This window comes from Billgrantia ethanolica, assembly GCF_021404305.1.
Taxonomy (GTDB): Bacteria; Pseudomonadota; Gammaproteobacteria; order Pseudomonadales; family Halomonadaceae; genus Halomonas; species Halomonas ethanolica.
Genome location: NZ_JABFTX010000002.1, coordinates 872,524 through 892,073, shown reverse-complemented (window position 1 = coordinate 892,073; position 19,550 = coordinate 872,524). Strand labels below are relative to the sequence as shown.

The following is a 19,550-nucleotide window of genomic DNA, read 5'->3' as shown; positions in this document are numbered from 1 at the left end:
TCCCAATAGATTTCCCCCTGTAGGTATCACCGATCATCTCGCCCCGGCTCCTGCCGGGGCGACTTCGTCATGAGAGAGGATTGGCTCGTCTCGTCCTCGCCGCCGGGTCTGCTTACTACTTCCTCCGCTGCGATACGCTCGGTCATGGGCCGCTTGCCCGGCCCCAGCATGTAGGCCATCCAGCGGGTCTGGGGATGGCTGTCCAGGGCGATCTTGAGCGTCATGGTCAGCACCACCGAGAGCAGCATGCCGACCACCCCCAGCATCCAGCCCCACACCACCAGCGAGAGAAAGGCGACGAAGGTCGACAGCCCCAAAGCACGTCCCATCAGCCGCGGTTCGACAAGGTTGCCCAGCACGAAGTTGATGCCCAAGTAGGCCATGGCCAGGCCGAAAGCCTCGGCCAGGCCGCCATCCTGAGACAGCAGCAACAGCAGGACCGGTGGGACCGCGGCAATGGCGGAACCGATATTGGGGATGTAGTTGAGGGCGAAGGCCAGCACGCCCCACAGCAGCGGGAAGTCCACACCGGCCAGCAGGCAGGCCAACCAAGCCATCACTCCCGTGAGCAGACTGACGAAGGTCTTGACCGCCAGATAGCGCTTGAGGGTTTCGCTGAACTCCTGAAAGCGGCGCAGGCTGGCTTCCGGATCGTCAAGGGCGAAAGCCACCTTGCGGCGAAAATTGAGGGTCTCGAACATCATGAAGATCACCAGAAGCGCCACCACCATGCTCTGCATCAACAGGTTGCCGAGCCCACCCAGTAGGAACGACAGCCAGCCCCCCTCGTCTTCTCCTTCGACTAGGCCGGCGAGCGTATCCGGATTTATCGCCAGGCCCATGGCCGCGAGGCTGTCGAGCACGTTGAGGTAGTGTTCGTAAAGCCGCCTCTCGATGCCCGGCAGCGCCTCGATGAAGGTGCCGAAGGCGTTAACCACCAGCAGCCCCACCAGCGACAGAAAGCCGCCGATCACCAGCAGCGTGACCAGTACCGCCAGGCGCGGGCCCAGGCCAAGCCGCCGCAGCCAGTTCACCGGCGAGGTACAGATCACCGCAATGAACAGACCCAGCAGGATCGGAATGATCAGATCGGCACCGGCGCGAATGCCAGCCACGATGATCACCAGCGCTGCCAGCGCCAGCGTGAGATTGAGCGGAAGCCCATAGCGTACATTGTCGTCGCGGTGAAGCATGCCATCTATCCATGTGTGGCGTGTCCTGCTTATCATGACCCGTACCGGTCGGGTGCACAAACACACTCGACCGGCGGCGCCGGCAGAGCCCTCGCCGGCCAGCCCCCCCTGATGATTGCCGCATGGAGGCCTACCGATGTTTCCGATTCGTTTTCGCTGCCTGGTGCTGGGCAGTCTGCTCGCTGCCGTCTCGCTGGCGGGCGTCAGCGCTAACGCTGACGAGCCACGGGCACGACTGGACGTGCAGGCAGAAGCTCAGCTCGAGGTAGTACCGGACCGTGCCACACTCAGTGCCCGGCTGTGGGAGCGCACTCCCGCCGTCGCCCCTCAGGAAGAGGAGACTGACAGCAACGCCCTGCGCGAGGCCCGGGACCGCTTGGAAGAACGTGCCACAGTCTTGATACGGGCTCTCGAGGAAGCCGGCGTGGAGCGCGACGACATCAGCGCCGGCTCGCTCGCGGTCCAGCCGGAGTACGTGCCCACTCCGCGGCGCAGCGACGGTGACCAGGAGATGTTGATGCGCACCCGTCTGGAGCGTCCCTTCCAGGTCCGCATCGACGACCTGGAGCGCCTGCCGCGGCTGCTCGACGCTCTCACCGAGGCAGGTGTCAATGCCATGGACGGTATCAGCTACGACCTGACCGACCGTGACGCTGCCACCGATGAGGCCCTGGTCAAGGCATTGGAAAAAGCGCGCCACAAGGCCGAGTTGATGGCACGCACCATGGGCGTTTCTCTCGGGACCGTCACGTCGATCAGCGAGACGCGCTCGCCGATCTATGCGCCGCGCATGATGGCGATGAGCGCCGATGCCCGCGAGAGTGCGGTGCAGGCCGAATACCGCCCCGGGACGATCGTCATCGAGGCGGGTGTCAGCGTCAGTTGGGAGATCGAGAATTGAGGGTGGCAAGCCCGCCCAGATAGGGGCGCAGCGCCTCGGGCACGGTGATGGAGCCATCGGCATTCTGATGGTTTTCCATCACCGCGATGAGGCAGCGTCCCACCGCCAGGCCAGAGCCGTTGAGGGTATGCAGCAACTGCGGCTTCTTCTGCTCGGGATGACGGAAACGCGCCTGCATGCGCCGCGCCTGGAAATCCTCGCAGTTGGAGACCGAGGAGATCTCGCGGTAGGTCTGCTGGCTCGGCAGCCACACCTCCAGGTCGTAGGTCTTGGCCGCACCGAAGCCCATGTCACCGGTACACAGCGTGACGACCCGGTAGGGCAGCTCCAGCGCCTGCAGGATCGCCTCGGCGTGGCCGCGCATCTCTTCGAGCGCCGCGTAGCTCGTCTCCGGCTCCACCAGTTGCACCATCTCGACCTTGTCGAACTGATGCTGGCGAATCATGCCGCGGGTGTCGCGGCCATGGGAGCCCGCCTCGCTGCGAAAGCACGGCGTGTGGGCGGTGAGCTTGAGCGGCAGCACCTTATGATCGAGGATCTCGTCGCGGGCAAAGTTGGTCAGCGGCACCTCGGCAGTGGGAATCAGGTGATAGCTGCGCTCGTCGTCCAGCCGGAACAGATCCTCGCCGAACTTGGGCAGTTGCCCGGTGCCGAACAGCGAGGCCTCGTTGACCATGTAGGGAACGTAGCACTCCTCGTAGCCGTGCTCGAGGGTCTGCTTGTCGAGCATGAACTGGGTCAGCGCCCGATGCAGGCGAGCGATCTGCCCGCGCATCACGGCGAAGCGTGAGCCGGTCAGCTTGGCCGCCAGCTCGAAGTCCAGCTCGCCCTTGAGCCCGCCCAGATCGACGTGGTCGCGCACGTCGAAGTCGAACTCGCGCGGCGTGCCCCAGCGGTGCAGCTCGAGGTTGTCCTCCTCGCTCTCGCCTGCCGGCACGCTGTCGTGGGGCAGATTGGGAATGCCGCTGACCAGGGCATCCCACTCCTCCTGAACTTCCGCCAGCTGTCGCTTGGCGGCATCGAGGCGGTCGCCGAGATCGCTCACCTCGTCGAGCAGCGGCTGGATGTCCTCGCCGGATGCCTTGGCCTTGCCGATCGCCTTGGAGCGGGTGTTGCGCTCGTTCTGCAGGGACTCGGTCTCGGTCTGCAAGTCACGACGCCGGGACTCCAGCGCCTCGAGCCGCTCGGTATCGAGGGTAAAGCCACGTTTGGCCAGTCGTTGGGCAACCGTATCGAGGTCGCTGCGCAGCAGTTTGGGATCGAGCATGGAATCCGGTCCGTAACAGTCGGTGAATCGGAAAATCGAGCCGTCCATTGTAGGCAAAAGGCCGAGAGGGCGCCACGCGCTCACTAAGGCCGGGATGCGTCCCCCGCCCGCTCGCGGTAAAGTAGCGTCATTCCCTGCCGTCCCGCCCCCGGGTGGCATCAAACGACCGATACGACTAGCCATGATCGCAAGACTGGACACCGCCGACGCTCCCGTCATCGAGGGGCTGAGCGCGCATTACCTGCGTTTTCTCGAAGCGCTGAAGGCCTCCGGCTTCGAGGGCGAGATCGCCCCGGACTACGCCAGCCGCACCGTGCTGGCCACCGACAACTCGATCTACCAGCGCCTGCCCCAGGCGGCACTGTTCCCGCGCCACGCCGAGGATCTCGAACGCATCGCCCGGCTCGCCGCCGAGCCCAAGCACCGTCAGGTGGTGCTCACGCCCCGCGGCGGCGGCACCGGCACCAACGGCCAGTCGCTCACCGACGGCCTGGTGGTGGACGTCTCCCGTCACATGAACCGGATACTCGAGATCGACGTCGAGAACCGCCGTGTGCGGGTGCAGGCCGGCGTGGTCAAGGATCAGCTCAATGCGGCGTTGAAACCTCATGGGCTGTTCTTCGCCCCGGACCTCTCCACCTCCAACCGCGCCACCATCGCCGGCATGATCTCCACCGACGCCAGCGGCCAGGGCAGCTGCGAGTACGGCAAGACCCGCGATCACGTGCTCGAACTCGACAGCGTGCTGCTCGGCGGCGAGCGGCTGGTGAGCCGCCCGGTGGAAGACGCCGAGCTGGAGACGCTGTGCCATCACAGCGGCGCGATCGGCAACGCCTACCGCACCGCGCGGGAAATCATCGACACTCAGCGCGAGCTGATCGCGGCCAAGTTTCCGCCGCTCAACCGCTGCCTGACCGGCTACGACCTGGCGCATCTCAGGGACGCGCAAGGCCGCCTCGACATGAACAGCCTGCTGTGCGGCTCCGAGGGCTCGCTGGGTTTCCTCAACGAGGCGGTACTCAACGTGCTGCCGATCCCCAAGCACTCGACCCTGGTCAACGTGCGCTATACAGGCTTCATGGATGCCCTGCGCGACGCCAAGGCCTTGATGGCTTCTGCGGCGAAACCCACTTCCATCGAGACGGTGGACGACAAGGTGCTGCTGCTGGCCATGGAGGACTTCGTCTGGGACAGCGTGGCGGAGTTCTTTCCCAGCGAGGCGCCCCAGGGTTCTGCCGAGGGCGATACCGTCACGGCCGAGCGCCAGGCGGTGGCCATCCGCGGCATCAACCTGATCGAATTCAACGGCGACGACCCCGAGCGGCTTGCCGAACGGGTGTCCGCCTTCTGTCGTCACCTGGAAGCGGATGAGAGCGTACCGCGCCTCGGCTACACCCTGGCCCAGGGGCGCGCCCAGATCCAGCAGGTCTACGGCATGCGCAAGCGCGCCGTGGGTTTGCTGGGCAATGCCAGGGTCGACGAGAAGGGCGAGAAGCGGCCGATCCCCTTCGTCGAGGACACCGCGGTGCCGCCGGAGCATCTGGCCGACTTCATCGCTGAGTTCCGCGCCGCGCTGGACGCCCGCGGGCTCAGCTACGGCATGTTCGGCCACGTCGATGCCGGCGTGCTGCACGTGCGCCCCGCCATCGACATGAAGGACCCCGCACAGGAGCGGCTGATCCGCGAAGTCTCCGACGAGGTGGCGGAGCTGACCCACAAGTACGGCGGCCTGCTGTGGGGCGAGCACGGCAAGGGCGTGCGCTCCGAATACGCGCCCAAGTTCTTCGGCGAGCTCTACCCCAGCCTGCAGCGGGTCAAGGCCGCCTTCGACCCGCACAATCAGCTGAACCCGGGCAAGATCGCGACTCCCTCCATCCCGCCCGAAGCCGCGGAGCCCTCCATCCCGCCCGAAGCCGCGGGCACAGCGTCGACAACTAGCGTCAGCGAGGATGCGGTGAAGTGGGTCGACCCGGGCCTGCTGACCATCGACGGCGTGCCCACCCGCGGCCAGCTCGACCGCCAGATCGACGAGCGCGTGTGGCAGGCCCACGCTGCCACGGTGTACTGCAACGGCAACGGCGCCTGCTACAACTACGACCCCGACGACGCCATGTGCCCCTCGTGGAAGGCGACCCGCGACCGTATCCACTCGCCCAAGGGACGCGCCAGCCTCCTCCGCGAGTGGCTGCGCCTGCAGGGCAATGCCGGGATCGACCTGGTCGAAGAGGCAAAAGAGAAGCGCCGCGAGGGGGTATGGGGCTTCATAACCTCGTTCCCTGCGCGGGCGCGCAACACCTGGCGCCGCCGCGACGAGGCCGACTTCTCACATGAGGTCTACGACGCCATGGCGGGCTGCCTGGCCTGCAAGTCCTGCGCCGGCCAGTGCCCGATCAAGGTCAACGTGCCGGACTCGCGCTCGCAGTTCCTCGAGGTCTACCACGGCCGCTACCTGCGCCCGCTGCGGGATTACCTGATCGGCGGCATGGAGTTCTTCGTGCCCTATCTCGCCCATGCCGCGCCGCTGTACAACACCGCGCTGAATCAGCGCCTGGTGGACCGCCTGCTGTCCCAGCACGTCGGCCTGGTCGACAGCCCGCGCCTCTCTCGCGCACGACTGACCAAGCAACTGCGTGCCTGGGGTGTCGCCGAGGCGACGCCGATCTCGCTGGGCCTGCTCAGCGAGGCGCAGAAGGCCAGAAGCGTAGTGATCGTGCAGGACGCCTTCACCAGCCACTTCGAAGCTGAACTGGTGCTGGACATCGTCGAGCTGCTCTCGCGCCTGGATATCAAGGTGTTCGTCGCCCCCTACACAGCCAACGGCAAGCCGCTGCACGTGCAGGGCTTCCTTGGCGCATTCGAGCGCACCGCGGAGAAGCAGGCGCGACGGCTGCGCGCCCTGGCCGAGTTCGGCGTGCCGTTGGTGGGCATCGACCCGGCCATGACCCTCACCTACCGCCAGGAGTACGTGAAGGCGCTGGGCCCCGCTGCCGTGCCCGAGGTGCTGATGCTGCAGGAGTGGCTGGTGGCTCAGGGCCAGCGCCTGGTGCCGCCGGCCCTGGCCCGGGAGCTCGAGAAACTCGACGACCCGAGCTTCCGGCTGCTCTCCCACTGCACCGAGAAGACCAACGCCCCGGGCAGCCCCAAGGCGTGGCAGCAGGTATTCGCCGCCTTCGGCTTCGAGCTCGAACTCGTCGCCAGCGGCTGCTGCGGCATGTCCGGCACCTACGGTCACGAAGCGCGCAACCTGGAAACCTCGAAGACCATCTACGCCCAATCGTGGCAGCCGGTGGTCGAGAACGAGGCCAACCGGGACCGCCTGCTGGCCACCGGTTACTCCTGCCGCAGCCAGGCCAGCCGCCTCTCCAGCCAGGCCCTGCCACACCCGCTGCAGGGCCTGTTGTGCCACCTGCGCCGGCTGAGCTGGTAAACTTGCAGGCTCGATCACTAGACCTTACATGGACTTATCGACAGGAGACGGATGATGAAACTCAAGACGCTAGTGACTGCCACGGCTCTCGGGCTCGGCCTTGGCACTGCTGGCCTGGCCAGTGCCGCACAGGTCACTCACCTGGGTGGCGACATCACCGAAGAGCAGGTGCTGGCGGCACAGCAAGCCTGGGGCGACGCCCTGGTTGCCATTTCCAATACCTATGAAGCGGAGGGCATCGACGCCGCCCGCGAACTGGCACAGGAAGTGATCGACAGCGCCTACGGCTACGATATGGGTGCGGTACTCTTCAAACCCACCCTGGCCGCCGCGCCGCAAACTTTCCGTACAACGCCCGAAGGCGCACTGGCCTACTTCGTCGGCCACAGCGATGAGTACAGTGAAGACAGCGGCTTTGCCCTGAAGGGCTGGCAGGAAGTCACCATCGAAAATGCCGCCATCCTGATCAGCGGCGACGTCGCCCTGACCATGGGCAACGTGTCCATCCTCGATGCCGAAGGCAACACCACCACCGTGGACAAGACCTGGGGTTATCACCTGGATGACGAAGGTGAGCTGCGCATCGTGCTGCACCACTCATCCCTGCCCTTCAGCGCCGAGCAGTAAGCGCAAGCCAGTCTCAACCGTACCGGCACTCGCCGGTACGGTCAGCGCTAGTCAAACGGAACAGGAGGCAGGATGTCCCGCACCCTGATCGTCATTGGCCTGTGTATCGTGCTCATCGGCCTGCTCTGGCCATGGCTCTCCAAGCTACCGTTTGGCCAGCTGCCGGGAGATATCGCCATACGCCGCGAGAACTTCTCGTTCTACTTCCCCGTCACCACCATGATCCTGCTGAGCGTGCTCCTCTCGGCGCTTCTGTGGCTATTCAGTCGATAGATAAAAGCAATCGATTTCCCGCGAACCGACTCCTAGGCTTGTTGAAGTATGTGCGGTCCATTCGGGATCCGCCGAATAACAACAAGGAACCTACATGATCCCCCCACGCCAGTTTCCCTTTGCCCTGAGTGCGGCGGGCGCTATCGCACTCGGTCTAGCCACTCCCCTGCAGGCCGATGAACACGAGCCCGCCTGGGCCCAGGGTCGCTCCGCTGAGATGTCTGACTCACCGCTCGCCCCGCACGCCACACCACTGACAGTGACCGAGAAAGAAGACATACCGCTCGACCACCTACGCATGCCCGACGGCTTCAGCGCCGAGATCTGGGCCCACGGTATGCCCGGCGCCCGCATGATGGCACGCGGCGACGATGGCACACTGTTCGTGGGCACCCGGAGTATCGGCCGTGTCTACGCGGTGCGTGACAACGGCGACGAGCGTGAGCATGTGATCATCGCCGAAGGCTTGACCCAGCCCAACGGCGTGGCCTTCAAGGATGGCAGCCTTTACGTCGCAGCCATCAACCGCATATTCCGTTACGACGATATCGAGTCGCAGTTGGCCGACGGCGACGACGTCGCCGAGCCCGAGGAGCTGACCGAGGCCTTCGGCTTACCGGACGACGAGCACCACGGCTGGAAGTTCCTCGCCTTCGGTCCCGATGGCCGGCTCTACATTCCAGTGGGCGCCCCTTGTAATGGCTGCGAAGTCGACGAGGATACCCACGCCACCATTCACAGCTTCAAGCCTGATGGCTCCGACATGCGGGTGGAGGCACGCGGTGTGCGTAACAGCGTGGGCTTCGACTTCCATCCGGAAACGGGCGAACTCTGGTTCACCGACAACGGGCAGGATTGGTTGGGCGAACACGGTCCGCAGGATGAACTGAATCGTCTCAGTGAACCCGGAGAACACTTCGGCTTCCCTTATTGCCATGCGCACGGCGTAATCGATCCAGAGCTCGGCTCGGAAGGGGCCTGTGACGGCGTTACCATGCCCGCTGCACTGATGGGTGGCCATGCCGCCGCCTTGGGAATGCGCTTCTACACCGGCGACATGTTCCCCGAGGAGTACCGAAACGCCATCTTCATCGCTCGCCGCGGCTCTTGGAACCGCACATTGAGTGACGGTTACGACGTGCAGGTGGCCCATCTCTCCGAGGATGGTGAGCGTGCTGCCATCTCACCCTTCATGGTGGGTCTGCTTGATCCACGTGAGAATGCCTTCTCTGGCCGTCCAGTAGACGTGCTGCAAATGCCGGACGGCTCCCTGCTGGTTTCCGACGAGCAAAACGGTGCGATCTATCGCATCAGTTATGAAACCCCTGAGTACATGGAGTGAGGCCATGCGCCGTGATGGACGCACGTTGCCCTGGCAGCGCCTTCCCATCGTGTCGACGGGCTTGGCGGGGCTGCTGCTGGCCCTGCCGGTCTGGTCGGAGAGCGGCCCGGCAGCAGGCCTGCCCCTGGAAGCACAGGTGCAGGTCTGCGCCGCCTGCCACGGCGAGGATGGCAACTCGACGCGGGAGAACACGCCTTCGCTGGCCGGACAGCCGGCCCTGGCCATCACCAACCAGATGATCTACTTCCGCGAGCGGCTACGTCGCTCGGATGAGATGACACCTCAGGCCCGGGGGCTCAGCGACGCCGAGATTCAAGCACTTGCCGCCTACTACGCCGAGCAGCCCGTCGCCACGCCGGAAGGCGAGCGCGACGAAGCACTGGCGGACAAAGGGCGAGCGCTCTCCCGCCAGCAGCGTTGTGCCAGCTGTCATGGCTCTGGCTATCAGGGTCGCGAGCAGATGCCGCGCCTGGCAGGCCAGCGTGAGGACTATCTCGCTTACGCGATGAAGGCCTATCGTGAGCGTACCCGCGGTGGCCCGGACACCACCATGATCGATATCATGCGCGGCGTCGACAATGAGGCAATAGAAGCCATGGCGCACTTCTTCGCTAATCTCGATAGGGAGTGAGCAGCCGCCAGGGTTGGCAGCCTAGTAAATCAGTCGCCACGGCGCCTAGTCCGATTCTTGCTAAGCATGAAGACCCCGCGTATGCAGAAACCTACGACAGTCAGCCTTGCAGCCGCTTGCAAGGGCACCGCCATGCCCCCTTTAATCATCGACTTTCTTCAGGTTCTCTAACGGCACCCAGCCCAGTTCCGCATCATTAGCTTTCCATTACGATTTCCAGCACTGCTTGCGGTGCGCTTAGACAGCCAGGCGTGAATCAAGCCGGCCTGGAAGAACTGCACGGGTGGCTCGAAGCCTCCGGCCTCGATGATGGCGGCCACCCTGCTCGGCGGAAGTACGCCAACGTCGTTGGCATAGGCCTTACGCATGCGCGCCATTCCCTCGGGCGTGATATCGGCCTGCGTCATCATGTTCATCCAGGCCCGCAGCAACACCTCATACTCGGGCGATGCCACATCCGAGGCCAAGTCAGAGCTCGCGAGAAGCCCACCCGGCTTGAGCCTGCGGGCTATTTCGTGAAAGAAGTCGGAACGAGCCTGCCGGTCGAGAATGAATTGCGACACCAGCAAGCAGGTCGCAGCATCGAATATCTGGGCGCCAGGAAGTGATTCCAGATAGCCCTCGTGAAATTGACAGCGCCCTGCGAAACCCTCCGTTTCCGCCTGCTTCCGGCAGATGTCCAGCATTGCGCCAGAGGGCTCTACGGCAGTGAACTTCCAAGTCGGATTGTTACGAGCAAGGTGAGACAGCTCCGCCCCCGTTCCTACTCCCACGCAGAGCACGTGTGCCTCTTCGGGTAGCTCGGCAAAGGCCGCATCCAGCAGCAAGTGCAGGCAACTCCGAATCGGCAACGTCTTCGCCCACTGCGCGTCGTAGCTGGAAGCCTGCTGATCGAACAATGCCTTGATTTCGTCTTGATTCATCGCTTTCCCTGCTTTTTCCTTTCTGAGGTGGCCACACACTGCTGCCCAGCGTCAGTTGGCCACTGCGATATACCACTTGGGCTTCATACGTCCGAAGTCCCTGCGAACATTGGATTTCAAGCCTTTCTTGGAATCAAGCACGACCGCATTGCCCCCATCCCTGACGAAAACGACCCAATGCCAGAATGGCTTTCCCCGCTCCACCCTCCATTTAATCGCCAGGAGCGCCTTGTCTGGAAGCCGCTCCCATGCCTCAAAAGGTATTGTCTTTGGGCCGACTGAAACATTGAGTTCGCGCAGAAGCCTGCGAACATGCTCGGTACTCGACCATAGTGTCGGGTCCTCGGCATAAATACCCAGAGAGTTAGCCTTCTTCTTAGTCTCGGCGTAGGTAATGCCGGCGATCGCAGCGCTCGCGGCAATACCGCAGCCGGATATCTCTTCTTGAATGACCGGTTTCATGCACTCGTCCATCGCGCTTTGGATATCTCCATTGCTGTCATTGCCATCTCATCGCACACTCTGTAGCGGCAATGTTCCCTACGCTTCTCGAACGAGCATAGGCGAACTCGGCACATGCCGATCGGGTAGGGGCCGGGGTCACCCCCGGCGCCCTCCCACACCACCGTACGTACCGTTCGGTATACGGCGGTTCATGAAGAACGGCTTAGCCCTCTTACCGTATCAAGTACCGAGATCAAGCCCAGTCCATCAAACCACTTCCTTGGCAGGGCCTGATTCATGTGCGAGGCCCCGGCGTTCCACCAGGCGCCTCGCCCATTCCCCGCTGATTTCCACGCTCGATAGTCGTCCAGCCCCAGTGCCAGAAGCTTGCGGCACCGGGTCCGCGGGCGCTTCCACTGCCGCCAGATCACGCAGCGCAGTCGGCGACGTATCCAACCATCCAGCGTTTCCAGCGGACGCTTCACATCAACAAGGGAGAAGTAGTTGGCCCAGCCCCGCAGGACCGGTGTCAGCTCCTCGGTGACTCGTTGGATGTTGCGCCCCCTGCCGCGCTTGAGGATCTCGCGGACACGTTGCATCAGGCGCTGCAAGCTGGCCTTGGCCAGCGTCAGCTTCGGCAGCTTGTGTCGGGTCAGCGTGTAGCCCAGATACTCCCGGTTCCAGGGGCGGTCCACTGCGCTCTTGTCGCGATTGACCGTGAGCCTGAGCGAGCTCTCGAGATAATCACTCAGGCTGGCCATGACGCGCTCGCCCGCCCGCCGACTCCTGACGTACACCTGCATGTCGTCGGCGTAGCGGCAAAAGCAGTGGCCGCGGCGCTCCAGTTCCTTGTCCACGTCGTCCAGCAGGATGTTCGCCAGCAGCGGACTCAGCGGTCCACCTTGGGGCGTTCCCTGCCGGCGTGGCGCGGCCAGGCCGTCCTGGAACATCCCGGCTTCCAGATAGCGTCGGATCAGGCGCAACACTCGCTTGTCGCGGACGCGGCGCGCGACCCGTGCCATCAGCAGGTCGTGATTCACCCGGTCGAAGAAGGCTTCCAGATCGAGGTCGACCACCCAGCGGTGGCCGGCGGTGACATGGGCCTTCATCGCCGAGACGGCCTGCTGGGCACTGCGCCCTGGCCGATAGCCGTAACTCGATGCGGAGAATCCCGGATCGAAGATCGGCGTCAGCACCTGAAGCAGCGCCTGCTGGATCAGCCGGTCGGTAACCGTGGGGATGCCGAGCTGTCGCGTTCCACCCTTGGGCTTGGGAATCTCGACGGCTCGGATCGGGCTGGGGTGGTACTCACCGGTCAGTAGCCGTTCGCACAGCGTTGGCCAGCACTCCTTCAGATGGTCGGCCAACTGGTGGACCGTCATGCCGTCGGCACCCGGCGCCCCCTTGTTGGCGATCACCCTTCGGTAAGCCCGCGCCATGTTGGCCTTCTCTACCACGGCCTCCATGAGCGGGGCGGGCTCCGCTTTCGTCCACGATGACGACGCCGGGACCGTCTCGACGCCCACCGGCCGGGACGCGGGGTTCCGCCCCTGCCCCTCTGGGTGGGTGGCGGTATCAGCGCCACTTTCTGTCTTCATGATCGATCCTCGAGACGTCATCGCCTACTCGCGGTTCTTCATGTTCGGCCCTTGGTGCCGGGGTGAATCGGCACTTACTATGGCCTCTGCTGACGTCTGATGGCCCATCCCGTCGCCTCTCGACGCCGGTAGCACCGTGGCAGACCACCAGACCTCCCAGGGTAAGACGCGCGACCTTCCCGCTTATGCCTGTCGGATCTACGTCATGGGGTTCTGTGCAAGTATCGGGCTTTGGTGATTCGTGCCACCTCACCCCACCATGACGCCTCGTATCCGCTTCCTGTTCGTCAGGCCAGCGTTTTGCCTCGGGCTTCCTTCAGATTCCCCCTCGTGGGGGACACCCTTGCCGTCGGCTAGCACTTCCCCTTGCCGGGCGTGCAGGGGACTTTCACCCCCGAGTCATCCCGAGGCACCACCCCCAGGAACAGCGCCAGTCAGGCGCTGCGCGCCATGCCTGGCGCACACGAAAAAGGGCAGCCAACGCGGCTGCCCTTTTGGTCCCTGATTACAATCCGCTCAGTAGAACAGGCGCCGCAGCGCTTCACCCGGTTCCTGCTCGCGCATGAAGGCCTCGCCGACCAGAAAGCCATGTACGTCGTGCTCGCGCATGCGAAGCACGTCGGCCTGGGTGTGAATGCCGGACTCCGTGACCACGGTGACCCCGGCAGGAATCCGCGGCAACAGCTCCAGCGTGGTTTCCAGGCGGGTCTCGAAGGTGTGCAGGTTGCGGTTGTTGATGCCCACCAGGCCGATGCCGAGCTTGAGCGCACGCTCGAGTTCCAGGGCGTCGTGCACCTCGACCAGAACGTCCATGCCCAGCGCCGTTGCCTGCTGGTAGAGATCGGCCATCTGGGCATCTTCCAGCGCGGCGACGATCAGCAGGATGCAGTCGGCGCCAATGGCGCGCGCCTCACTGACCTGATAGCCATGGACGATGAAATCCTTGCGGATCACCGGCAGCTCGCACGCCTCACGCGCGGCAATGAGAAAGTCCTCGTGGCCCTGGAAGAAGTCGGCGTCGGTCAGCACCGAGAGGCAGGCGGCACCGCCGGCAGCATAGCTCGCCGCAATCTCGGCCGGCTGGAAGTCTTCGCGGATCACGCCCTTGGAGGGCGAGGCCTTCTTGATCTCGGCGATCACCGCCGGATCGCCCTCGGCGATGCGCCGGTCGAGTGCCGCGATGAAACCGCGGGGGGCGCTCTGCCGTTCGGCCAAGGTCAGCAGCTCGGCTTCGGACACGGCGCGGCTGCGCTCTGCCACTTCCACGTCCTTGCGGGCCAGGATGCGGGTGAGAATGGTCGGGGCGTCCTTGGTTGGGCTCATGGTGCTGTCTCGGTACGGGCGGCTCTGGCCGCGGTTGAAGCCGGTAAGCGCCCCATATTACCTATCTGCGGTTCGACATGGAACGCGATGGCTACCAAAGGGGGCGTATCGCTCGTCTCTTCTCCGGCTAGGAGCGTCAGGATACATGACGTCAGTCGCTAGCCCATGCCAGAATTCGCTCATGGACAGCTCCTCTTCTCTTGTCGACTCTTTTGTCGGGCCTTTCAGCAGCGCCTGGCCCTGGGCCTCGCCCCTGCCTGGCGCCTGTCTGGTGGCGGCGCGCTTCGACCCTGCCCGCCTCGACGAGCCGACCGCTGGCCATGCACCCGGTGAACGCCATGGCGTCGTTCTGCCGCCCCGCTTGCATGGCGCCGTTGCCAAACGGCGGGCGGAATACGTTGCCGGGCGGCTGTGCGCACGCCGAGCCCTGCAGCTGCTGGATGGCAGGGACGCAATCCCGAGCATGAACGAGGATCGCTCGCCATGCTGGCCCGAGGGCTGCGTGGGCGCCATCACCCACAGCGACGGCTGGGCCGCGGCACTCGTCGCCCACCGCCAGGTCTACCGGGGTGTCGGCCTCGATGCCGAGCGGTTGCTGAGCGAGGAGCAGGCCCGCCGATTGGCAACAAGGGTACTGACCGCCGAAGAGCTCGTTCGCATGGAAACGCTGCCGCCTTCGAGCGTGGGGCTGATGGTAAGCGCCACCTTCTCCCTCAAGGAGAGCCTGTTCAAGGCGCTCTACCCACTGGTGGGCCGCATGTTCCACTTTTCCGCCGCCGAACTCATGGCCTGGCCTGGCATCGGCCCCGTTCGCCTGCGCCTGTTGGAAGACCTGGGCAACGGCTGGACAACCGGCTGTGAGGTCACCGGCATGGTCTGCCTGCATGAAGACAGAGTCCTGAGCCTGGTGTCTCTGCCGGCAGCCGGTCCAGAAGAGTCGTGACCCTCAGGAAACCAGCACGCGGGTGAAGTCGGCCAGCTCCTTCATCTTTTCCAGCGGCAGCTTGGAGGCCTGGGCATCCTGGGCCATCATCACGCCTTCCTTCAACGTATCGGCGATACCGGCACAGTAGAGCGCCGCTCCGGCGTTGAGAGAGACGATGTCGGCCGCCGGCCCCTCGCCCACCAGCGCCTCGCGCACCAGCCGCAGGCTGTCTTCGGCGCTAACGACCTTCAAGGGGCTCAGTGCCTGCCGCTCGATGCCGAAGTCTTCGGGTACGATGGAGTAACGACGAATCTCGCCATCCTTGAGCTCGGCGACCTGGGTCGGCGCGGCCAGGGAGATCTCGTCGAGGCCATCCTCGGCGTGAACCACCATGACGTGGCGGCTGCCGAGCTGACGCAGCACCTCGGCCATCAGCGGTACCAACTCGGCCGAATAGACCCCCAGCACCTGGTTCGGCGCCCCGGCGGGGTTGGTCAACGGCCCGAGAATGTTGAACAGGGTGCGCACGCCCATCTCGCGCCGCGGTCCGATGGCAAAACGCATGGCAGGGTGATGATTGGGGGCGAACATGAAGCCAACCCCGACGTGCTCGATGCAGCGCGCCACCTGCTCCGGCCGGAGGTCGAGGTGAATGCCCGCCATGTCGAACAGATCGGCGCTACCCGAAGAGGATGAAACGCTGCGATTGCCGTGCTTGGCCACTTGGGCGCCAGCAGCCGCGGCAACGAAGCTGGAAGCGGTCGAGACGTTGAACAGGTTGGCGCCGTCGCCGCCGGTACCGACGATGTCCACCACGTTCTCGCTGCGCTGAAGACGAACTCGCTTCATCAGCTCACGCATCACCTGGGCGGCGGCCCCGATCTCTTCAGCAGTCTCCCCCTTCATCGCCAGACCTACCAGAAAGCCGCCGATCTGCGCATCACTGGCCTCGCCGGTCATGATCTGCTGCATGACGGCATGGGTCTGGTCGAAGCTAAGGTTTTCACGGCGCATCACCGCGGCAATGGCATCTCGCATCTGCATGGCAGGCACTCCTCTTTACGGGCGGCTCAGCGGCGCTTGAGAAAATTGGCCAGCAGCTCATGCCCCTGACGCGTCAGAATCGACTCCGGGTGGAACTGCACGCCTTCGATATCCAGCTCACGGTGACGCAGCCCCATGATCAGGCCGGGGGTCACGTCGTCATCGTCGGTCCAGGAGGTCACCTCGAGGCACTCGGGCAGCGTGTCGGCTTCCACGACCAGTGAATGGTAGCGCGTGACCTCCAGCGGATCCTCGAGGCCGGCGAAGACACCAAGACCATTATGGCGGATGCGCGAGGTCTTGCCGTGCATCACCTGCGGGGCACGTACCACCTTGCCACCGTAGACCTGACCGATCGCCTGATGGCCAAGGCAGATGCCGAGGATCGGCAGACGACCGGCAAAGTGCCGAATGGCGGCCAGCGAGATGCCCGCCTCGTTGGGGGTGCAAGGGCCGGGCGAGATCACCAGATGGCTCGGCGCCAGCGCTTCCATCTGCTCCAGGGTGATGGCGTCGTTGCGATAGGTGGCCACCTCGGCGCCAAGCTCGCCAAGGTACTGCACCACGTTGAAGGTGAAGCTGTCATAGTTGTCGATCATCAGCACGGACATGGCGAGAAGGTCCTGTTCCAGCGAATCTTTTCAATGTTTCGTCGTGCGCGGCCGGCCGTGCAGGTTCTGCTTCGGACACAAAAAAGCCGCCCGACGGCGGCATTTCGTTCAGTCGTCAGCGCGCCGCCCCTCGCTCAGGAGCGCCACCACTGGATCGAATTCGGCATATAGGCGTTTGCGTTCATGACGCAATAGTGCCGCCCAGGCAGCCGAGCTGTCAACGCAAGATGCCTGCGGCCGGTGCGTTCGTCGGCGGCCGGGACAGTCGCGGCTGGCCAGCGTACCTCCCAGTCTCTATCATCGGGCAGTGCGCTACCGCGAAAAGGAGATTGACGATGCGCTTTACCCGCCGTGCCTGTATCTGGCTGACCCTGCCTCTAGCCGCCATGGTCGGCAGCGTGACGGCAGCGGCAGCCAATCCCAAAGTGGTCGCCAGCTTCTCGATTCTTGGCGATCTGGTCAACAAAGTCGGCGGTAACGATATCGAACTGGTGGTGCTGACCCCGGTGGGGGCTGAAGTCCATGAGTGGGAGCTGACACCCAACAATTTCATCGCCCTCGAGGATGCCGACCTCGTCTTCTACAACGGCTACCAACTCGAGCAGTGGATGCGCCAGGTTTATGCCACGGTGGGCAACCGGGCACCGCTGGTACCAGTGGCGGAAGCCACGGAATACCCGACTCAACCCATCGTCACGGGTGAATACACCGGCGAGCCCGACCCGCACCTGTGGATGGACCCGCGCGCCGTGGCAGCCTACATGAAGGTGATCGCCGACCAGCTCAGCGAACTCCACCCCGAGGCCGCCGATAATTTCCAGGCACGCGCCGCCGCCGCCACGGAAACCCTCGCCCGACTGCACGAAGAGATCGGCGAAATACTCGCTCCGATTTCCGAGGAGCAACGCTTGCTGATCACCACGGAAGCAGCATTCGCCTATTTCGCCGAGGCCTACGGCTTTCGCCATGACGGCGTGTGGGGCAGCAATGCCGAAACCGAGGGCTCGCCCCAGCAGGTCATGCGCATCGTCGACTTGATCGAGCAGGCCCAGCCAGGCGCCCTGTTCTGGGAAAGCACCCTCTCGGACCGCTACATTCGCAGCATTGCCGCCGACACGGAGCTGCCGATCGCCGGCCCGCTGTATGTCGACTCCCTCAGCGAACCCGATGGCGATGCCACCAACTACGTGGCCATGATGCGTCACAACGCCAAGCTGATCCGCACCGCCCTGACGCTGGGCGAAGAGGAAGAGAGCAACGCCGAAGCCGACGCAGCAGAGAGTGAAGCGTCGGCAGAAGGAGAAGACGCAGAAGAGAACGAAGCGCCAGAGCAGGACGAGGCCGAGGAAGCATAAAACGTCTCTCGTTTCAGTTCGCAAACGGCGCCCTGCTCGTCACGGCAGGGGCGCCTAACGCCGTATGACCAAGCGCAGAGAGTTCTAGCCTTTAGAAAGTCTTGGACTAGAGATTATCCAAGCCCTTCTCGGCCATGGCCACCGCGCGGAAGATGGCGCGCCCCTTGTTGAGCGTCTCCTGCCACTCCAGCTCGGGCACGGAATCGGCCACCACGCCTGCCCCGGCCTGCACGTGCAGCTCACCATCCTTGATCACCGCGGTACGAATGGCGATGGCGGTATCCATGTTGCCGTGCCAGGAGAGATACCCCACCGCACCGGAATAGATGCCGCGCTTGACCGGCTCCAACTCGACGATGATCTCCATGGCGCGGATCTTGGGCGCCCCAGAAAGAGTGCCCGCCGGGAAGGTGGCGCGCAGCACGTCCATGGCACTGAGGCCCGGCTTCAGACGTCCGGTGACGTTGGAAACGATGTGCATCACGTGGGAGTAGCGCTCCACGGCCATCTGGTCGGTCACCTGCACCGACCCCGTCTCGCTGATGCGCCCTACGTCGTTGCGCCCCAGGTCGATCAGCATGAGATGCTCGGCGATCTCCTTGGGATCGGCCAGCAGCTCGGCCTCGAGCGCCCGGTCCTCCTCCTCGGTCTTGCCGCGCACCCGGGTGCCGGCGATGGGTCGCACGGTGACCTCGCCATCCTCCAGCCGGGTGAGAATCTCCGGAGAGGAGCCCACCACATGGTGGTCATCCAGGTTGAAGAAGAACATGTAGGGCGACGGGTTGAGACTGCGCAGCGCGCGGTAGAGGTCCAGCGGCGAGGCACGATAGGGAATCGACATGCGCTGCGAAGGGACGCACTGCATGACGTCGCCGGCCAGCACGTATTCCTTGATCTTCTCCACCGCCGCCTTGAAACCGGCCTCGGTGAAGCCCGAGGTGAAGTGCCCCTCCTCCACCGCGCTGCGCCCGGTACCGGGGCTTGCGGCCTGAACACCCGCGCTGCGCAGGCGTCGCTCCAGGCGCTCGAGGCGCGCCACCGCCGTGGCAAAGGCATCCGCAGCGGCGGGGTCGGCATGGGTCCACAGCGTCAGCCGACCCGAGAGATTGTCGAACACCACCAGCTCGTCGCACACCATCAGCAGGATATCGGGCACGCCCAGCGGATCGGGTTTCTCCACACCCCTGAGACGCGGTTCGATGTAGCGGATGGTGTCATAGCCGAAGTAGCCCACCAGACCGCCGTCGAAGCGCGGCTGGCCGTCGAGGTCGGGCACGCGAAAACGCCCCTGGAACGCCTCGATCCAGGCCAGCGGATCCTCCACCTCCACACGTTCGATGCATTTGCCCTGGAGAACGTGACTGACAGTGAAGCCGCGCACTTCTATACGCTCGTGAGAAGGCAGGCCAATGATCGAGTAGCGCCCCCACTTTTCGCCGCCCTGCACCGATTCGAGCAGGAAGGTCCAAGGCTCGTCGGCCAGCTTGAGATAGGTCGACAGCGGGGTGTCGAGATCGGCCAGCACCTCACGGGTGACCGGAATGCGGTTGAAGCCGGCCTCGGCCAGCGCACGGAAACGTTCAGGAGTCATCATGACGGGGCCCTCGAGATATGACGGTGACGAATGGTGAATCAGGGTGATGCTTGAGCGAGCTTCACCATCGCC

Annotated in this window: 17 protein-coding genes; 8 read left to right on the top strand and 9 right to left on the bottom strand. The window is 64.3% G+C overall.

The features are described from left to right. Positions 1-26: 26 nt before the first annotated feature. A complete protein-coding gene (locus HOP53_RS12910) occupies positions 27-1,193 on the bottom strand; it encodes an AI-2E family transporter (protein ID WP_234270404.1) in 1,167 nt (388 codons plus the stop codon). A 136-nt stretch (positions 1,194-1,329) separates the two neighbouring features. Here HOP53_RS12910 and HOP53_RS12905 point away from each other — a divergent pair, with 136 nt between their 5' ends. Then, positions 1,330-2,094, top strand: a complete 765-nt coding sequence (locus HOP53_RS12905) for an SIMPL domain-containing protein (RefSeq protein WP_234270403.1) — start codon at positions 1,330-1,332, stop codon at positions 2,092-2,094. Here the strand turns inward: HOP53_RS12905 and serS are convergent. After that, complete coding sequence (serS, locus tag HOP53_RS12900) at positions 2,072-3,361, bottom strand: serine--tRNA ligase (RefSeq protein ID WP_234270402.1); 1,290 nt, start codon at positions 3,359-3,361, stop codon at positions 2,072-2,074. The two genes, HOP53_RS12905 and serS, sit on opposite strands and share 23 nt — an antisense overlap. A gap of 181 nt (positions 3,362-3,542) precedes the next feature. On the opposite strand from serS, the gene HOP53_RS12895 reads away from it, so the two are divergent. From HOP53_RS12895 to HOP53_RS12875, 5 genes are all read left to right on the top strand, one after another. Further along, positions 3,543-6,788 carry an FAD-binding and (Fe-S)-binding domain-containing protein gene (locus HOP53_RS12895; protein WP_234270401.1) on the top strand — a complete coding sequence of 1,082 codons (3,246 nt, stop codon included), beginning with the start codon at positions 3,543-3,545 and terminating at the stop codon, positions 6,786-6,788. Positions 6,789-6,842: 54 nt separating this feature from the next. Continuing rightward, on the top strand, positions 6,843-7,415 hold the full coding sequence (locus tag HOP53_RS12890) for a phosphoribosyl-AMP cyclohydrolase (RefSeq protein WP_234270400.1): 573 nt from the start codon (positions 6,843-6,845) through the stop codon (positions 7,413-7,415). A gap of 72 nt (positions 7,416-7,487) precedes the next feature. Continuing rightward, positions 7,488-7,688, top strand: coding sequence for a DUF2905 domain-containing protein (locus HOP53_RS12885; protein WP_234270399.1), 201 nt, complete (start codon positions 7,488-7,490; stop codon positions 7,686-7,688). Positions 7,689-7,782: 94 nt separating this feature from the next. Next, the gene (locus tag HOP53_RS12880; RefSeq protein WP_234270398.1) at positions 7,783-9,030 is read left to right on the top strand and encodes a PQQ-dependent sugar dehydrogenase; all 1,248 of its coding nucleotides are present in this window, start codon (positions 7,783-7,785) and stop codon (positions 9,028-9,030) included. 4 nt (positions 9,031-9,034) lie between these two features. After that, positions 9,035-9,661 (top strand): c-type cytochrome, encoded by a 627-nt coding sequence (locus HOP53_RS12875; RefSeq protein WP_234270397.1) that lies wholly within the window; start codon positions 9,035-9,037, stop codon positions 9,659-9,661. Positions 9,662-9,828: 167 nt separating this feature from the next. Here the strand turns inward: HOP53_RS12875 and HOP53_RS12870 are convergent, their stop codons facing one another. The 4 genes from HOP53_RS12870 to trpC form a co-directional block, all read right to left on the bottom strand. Further along, a complete protein-coding gene (locus HOP53_RS12870) occupies positions 9,829-10,584 on the bottom strand; it encodes a class I SAM-dependent methyltransferase (RefSeq protein WP_234270396.1) in 756 nt (251 codons plus the stop codon). Between the two features lie 51 nt (positions 10,585-10,635). Further along, positions 10,636-11,046: a hypothetical protein gene (locus tag HOP53_RS12865; protein ID WP_234270395.1), complete on the bottom strand. Its 411-nt coding sequence runs from the start codon at positions 11,044-11,046 to the stop codon at positions 10,636-10,638. 191 nt (positions 11,047-11,237) lie between these two features. Next, the gene (ltrA, locus tag HOP53_RS12860) at positions 11,238-12,626 is read right to left on the bottom strand and encodes a group II intron reverse transcriptase/maturase (protein WP_234270394.1); all 1,389 of its coding nucleotides are present in this window, start codon (positions 12,624-12,626) and stop codon (positions 11,238-11,240) included. Positions 12,627-13,142: 516 nt separating this feature from the next. Then, complete coding sequence (gene trpC / locus HOP53_RS12855) at positions 13,143-13,949, bottom strand: indole-3-glycerol phosphate synthase TrpC (protein ID WP_234270393.1); 807 nt, start codon at positions 13,947-13,949, stop codon at positions 13,143-13,145. Positions 13,950-14,130: 181 nt separating this feature from the next. On the opposite strand from trpC, the gene HOP53_RS12850 reads away from it, so the two are divergent. After that, a complete protein-coding gene (locus HOP53_RS12850) occupies positions 14,131-14,892 on the top strand; it encodes a 4'-phosphopantetheinyl transferase family protein (protein WP_234270392.1) in 762 nt (253 codons plus the stop codon). Between the two features lie 3 nt (positions 14,893-14,895). Here HOP53_RS12850 and trpD read toward each other — a convergent pair whose 3' ends face one another. Both trpD and HOP53_RS12840 read right to left on the bottom strand, forming a co-directional pair. After that, positions 14,896-15,918, bottom strand: a complete 1,023-nt coding sequence (trpD, locus tag HOP53_RS12845; RefSeq protein WP_234270391.1) for an anthranilate phosphoribosyltransferase — start codon at positions 15,916-15,918, stop codon at positions 14,896-14,898. 26 nt (positions 15,919-15,944) lie between these two features. Beyond that, positions 15,945-16,529: an anthranilate synthase component II gene (locus tag HOP53_RS12840; protein WP_086511633.1), complete on the bottom strand. Its 585-nt coding sequence runs from the start codon at positions 16,527-16,529 to the stop codon at positions 15,945-15,947. A 335-nt stretch (positions 16,530-16,864) separates the two neighbouring features. Here HOP53_RS12840 and HOP53_RS12835 point away from each other — a divergent pair, with 335 nt between their 5' ends. Beyond that, positions 16,865-17,884: a metal ABC transporter solute-binding protein, Zn/Mn family gene (locus tag HOP53_RS12835; RefSeq protein WP_234270390.1), complete on the top strand. Its 1,020-nt coding sequence runs from the start codon at positions 16,865-16,867 to the stop codon at positions 17,882-17,884. Positions 17,885-17,990: 106 nt separating this feature from the next. On the opposite strand, the gene trpE is transcribed toward HOP53_RS12835, so the two are convergent. Continuing rightward, positions 17,991-19,475: an anthranilate synthase component I gene (gene trpE / locus HOP53_RS12830; RefSeq protein WP_234270440.1), complete on the bottom strand. Its 1,485-nt coding sequence runs from the start codon at positions 19,473-19,475 to the stop codon at positions 17,991-17,993. Between the last annotated feature and the right edge of the window lie 75 nt (positions 19,476-19,550).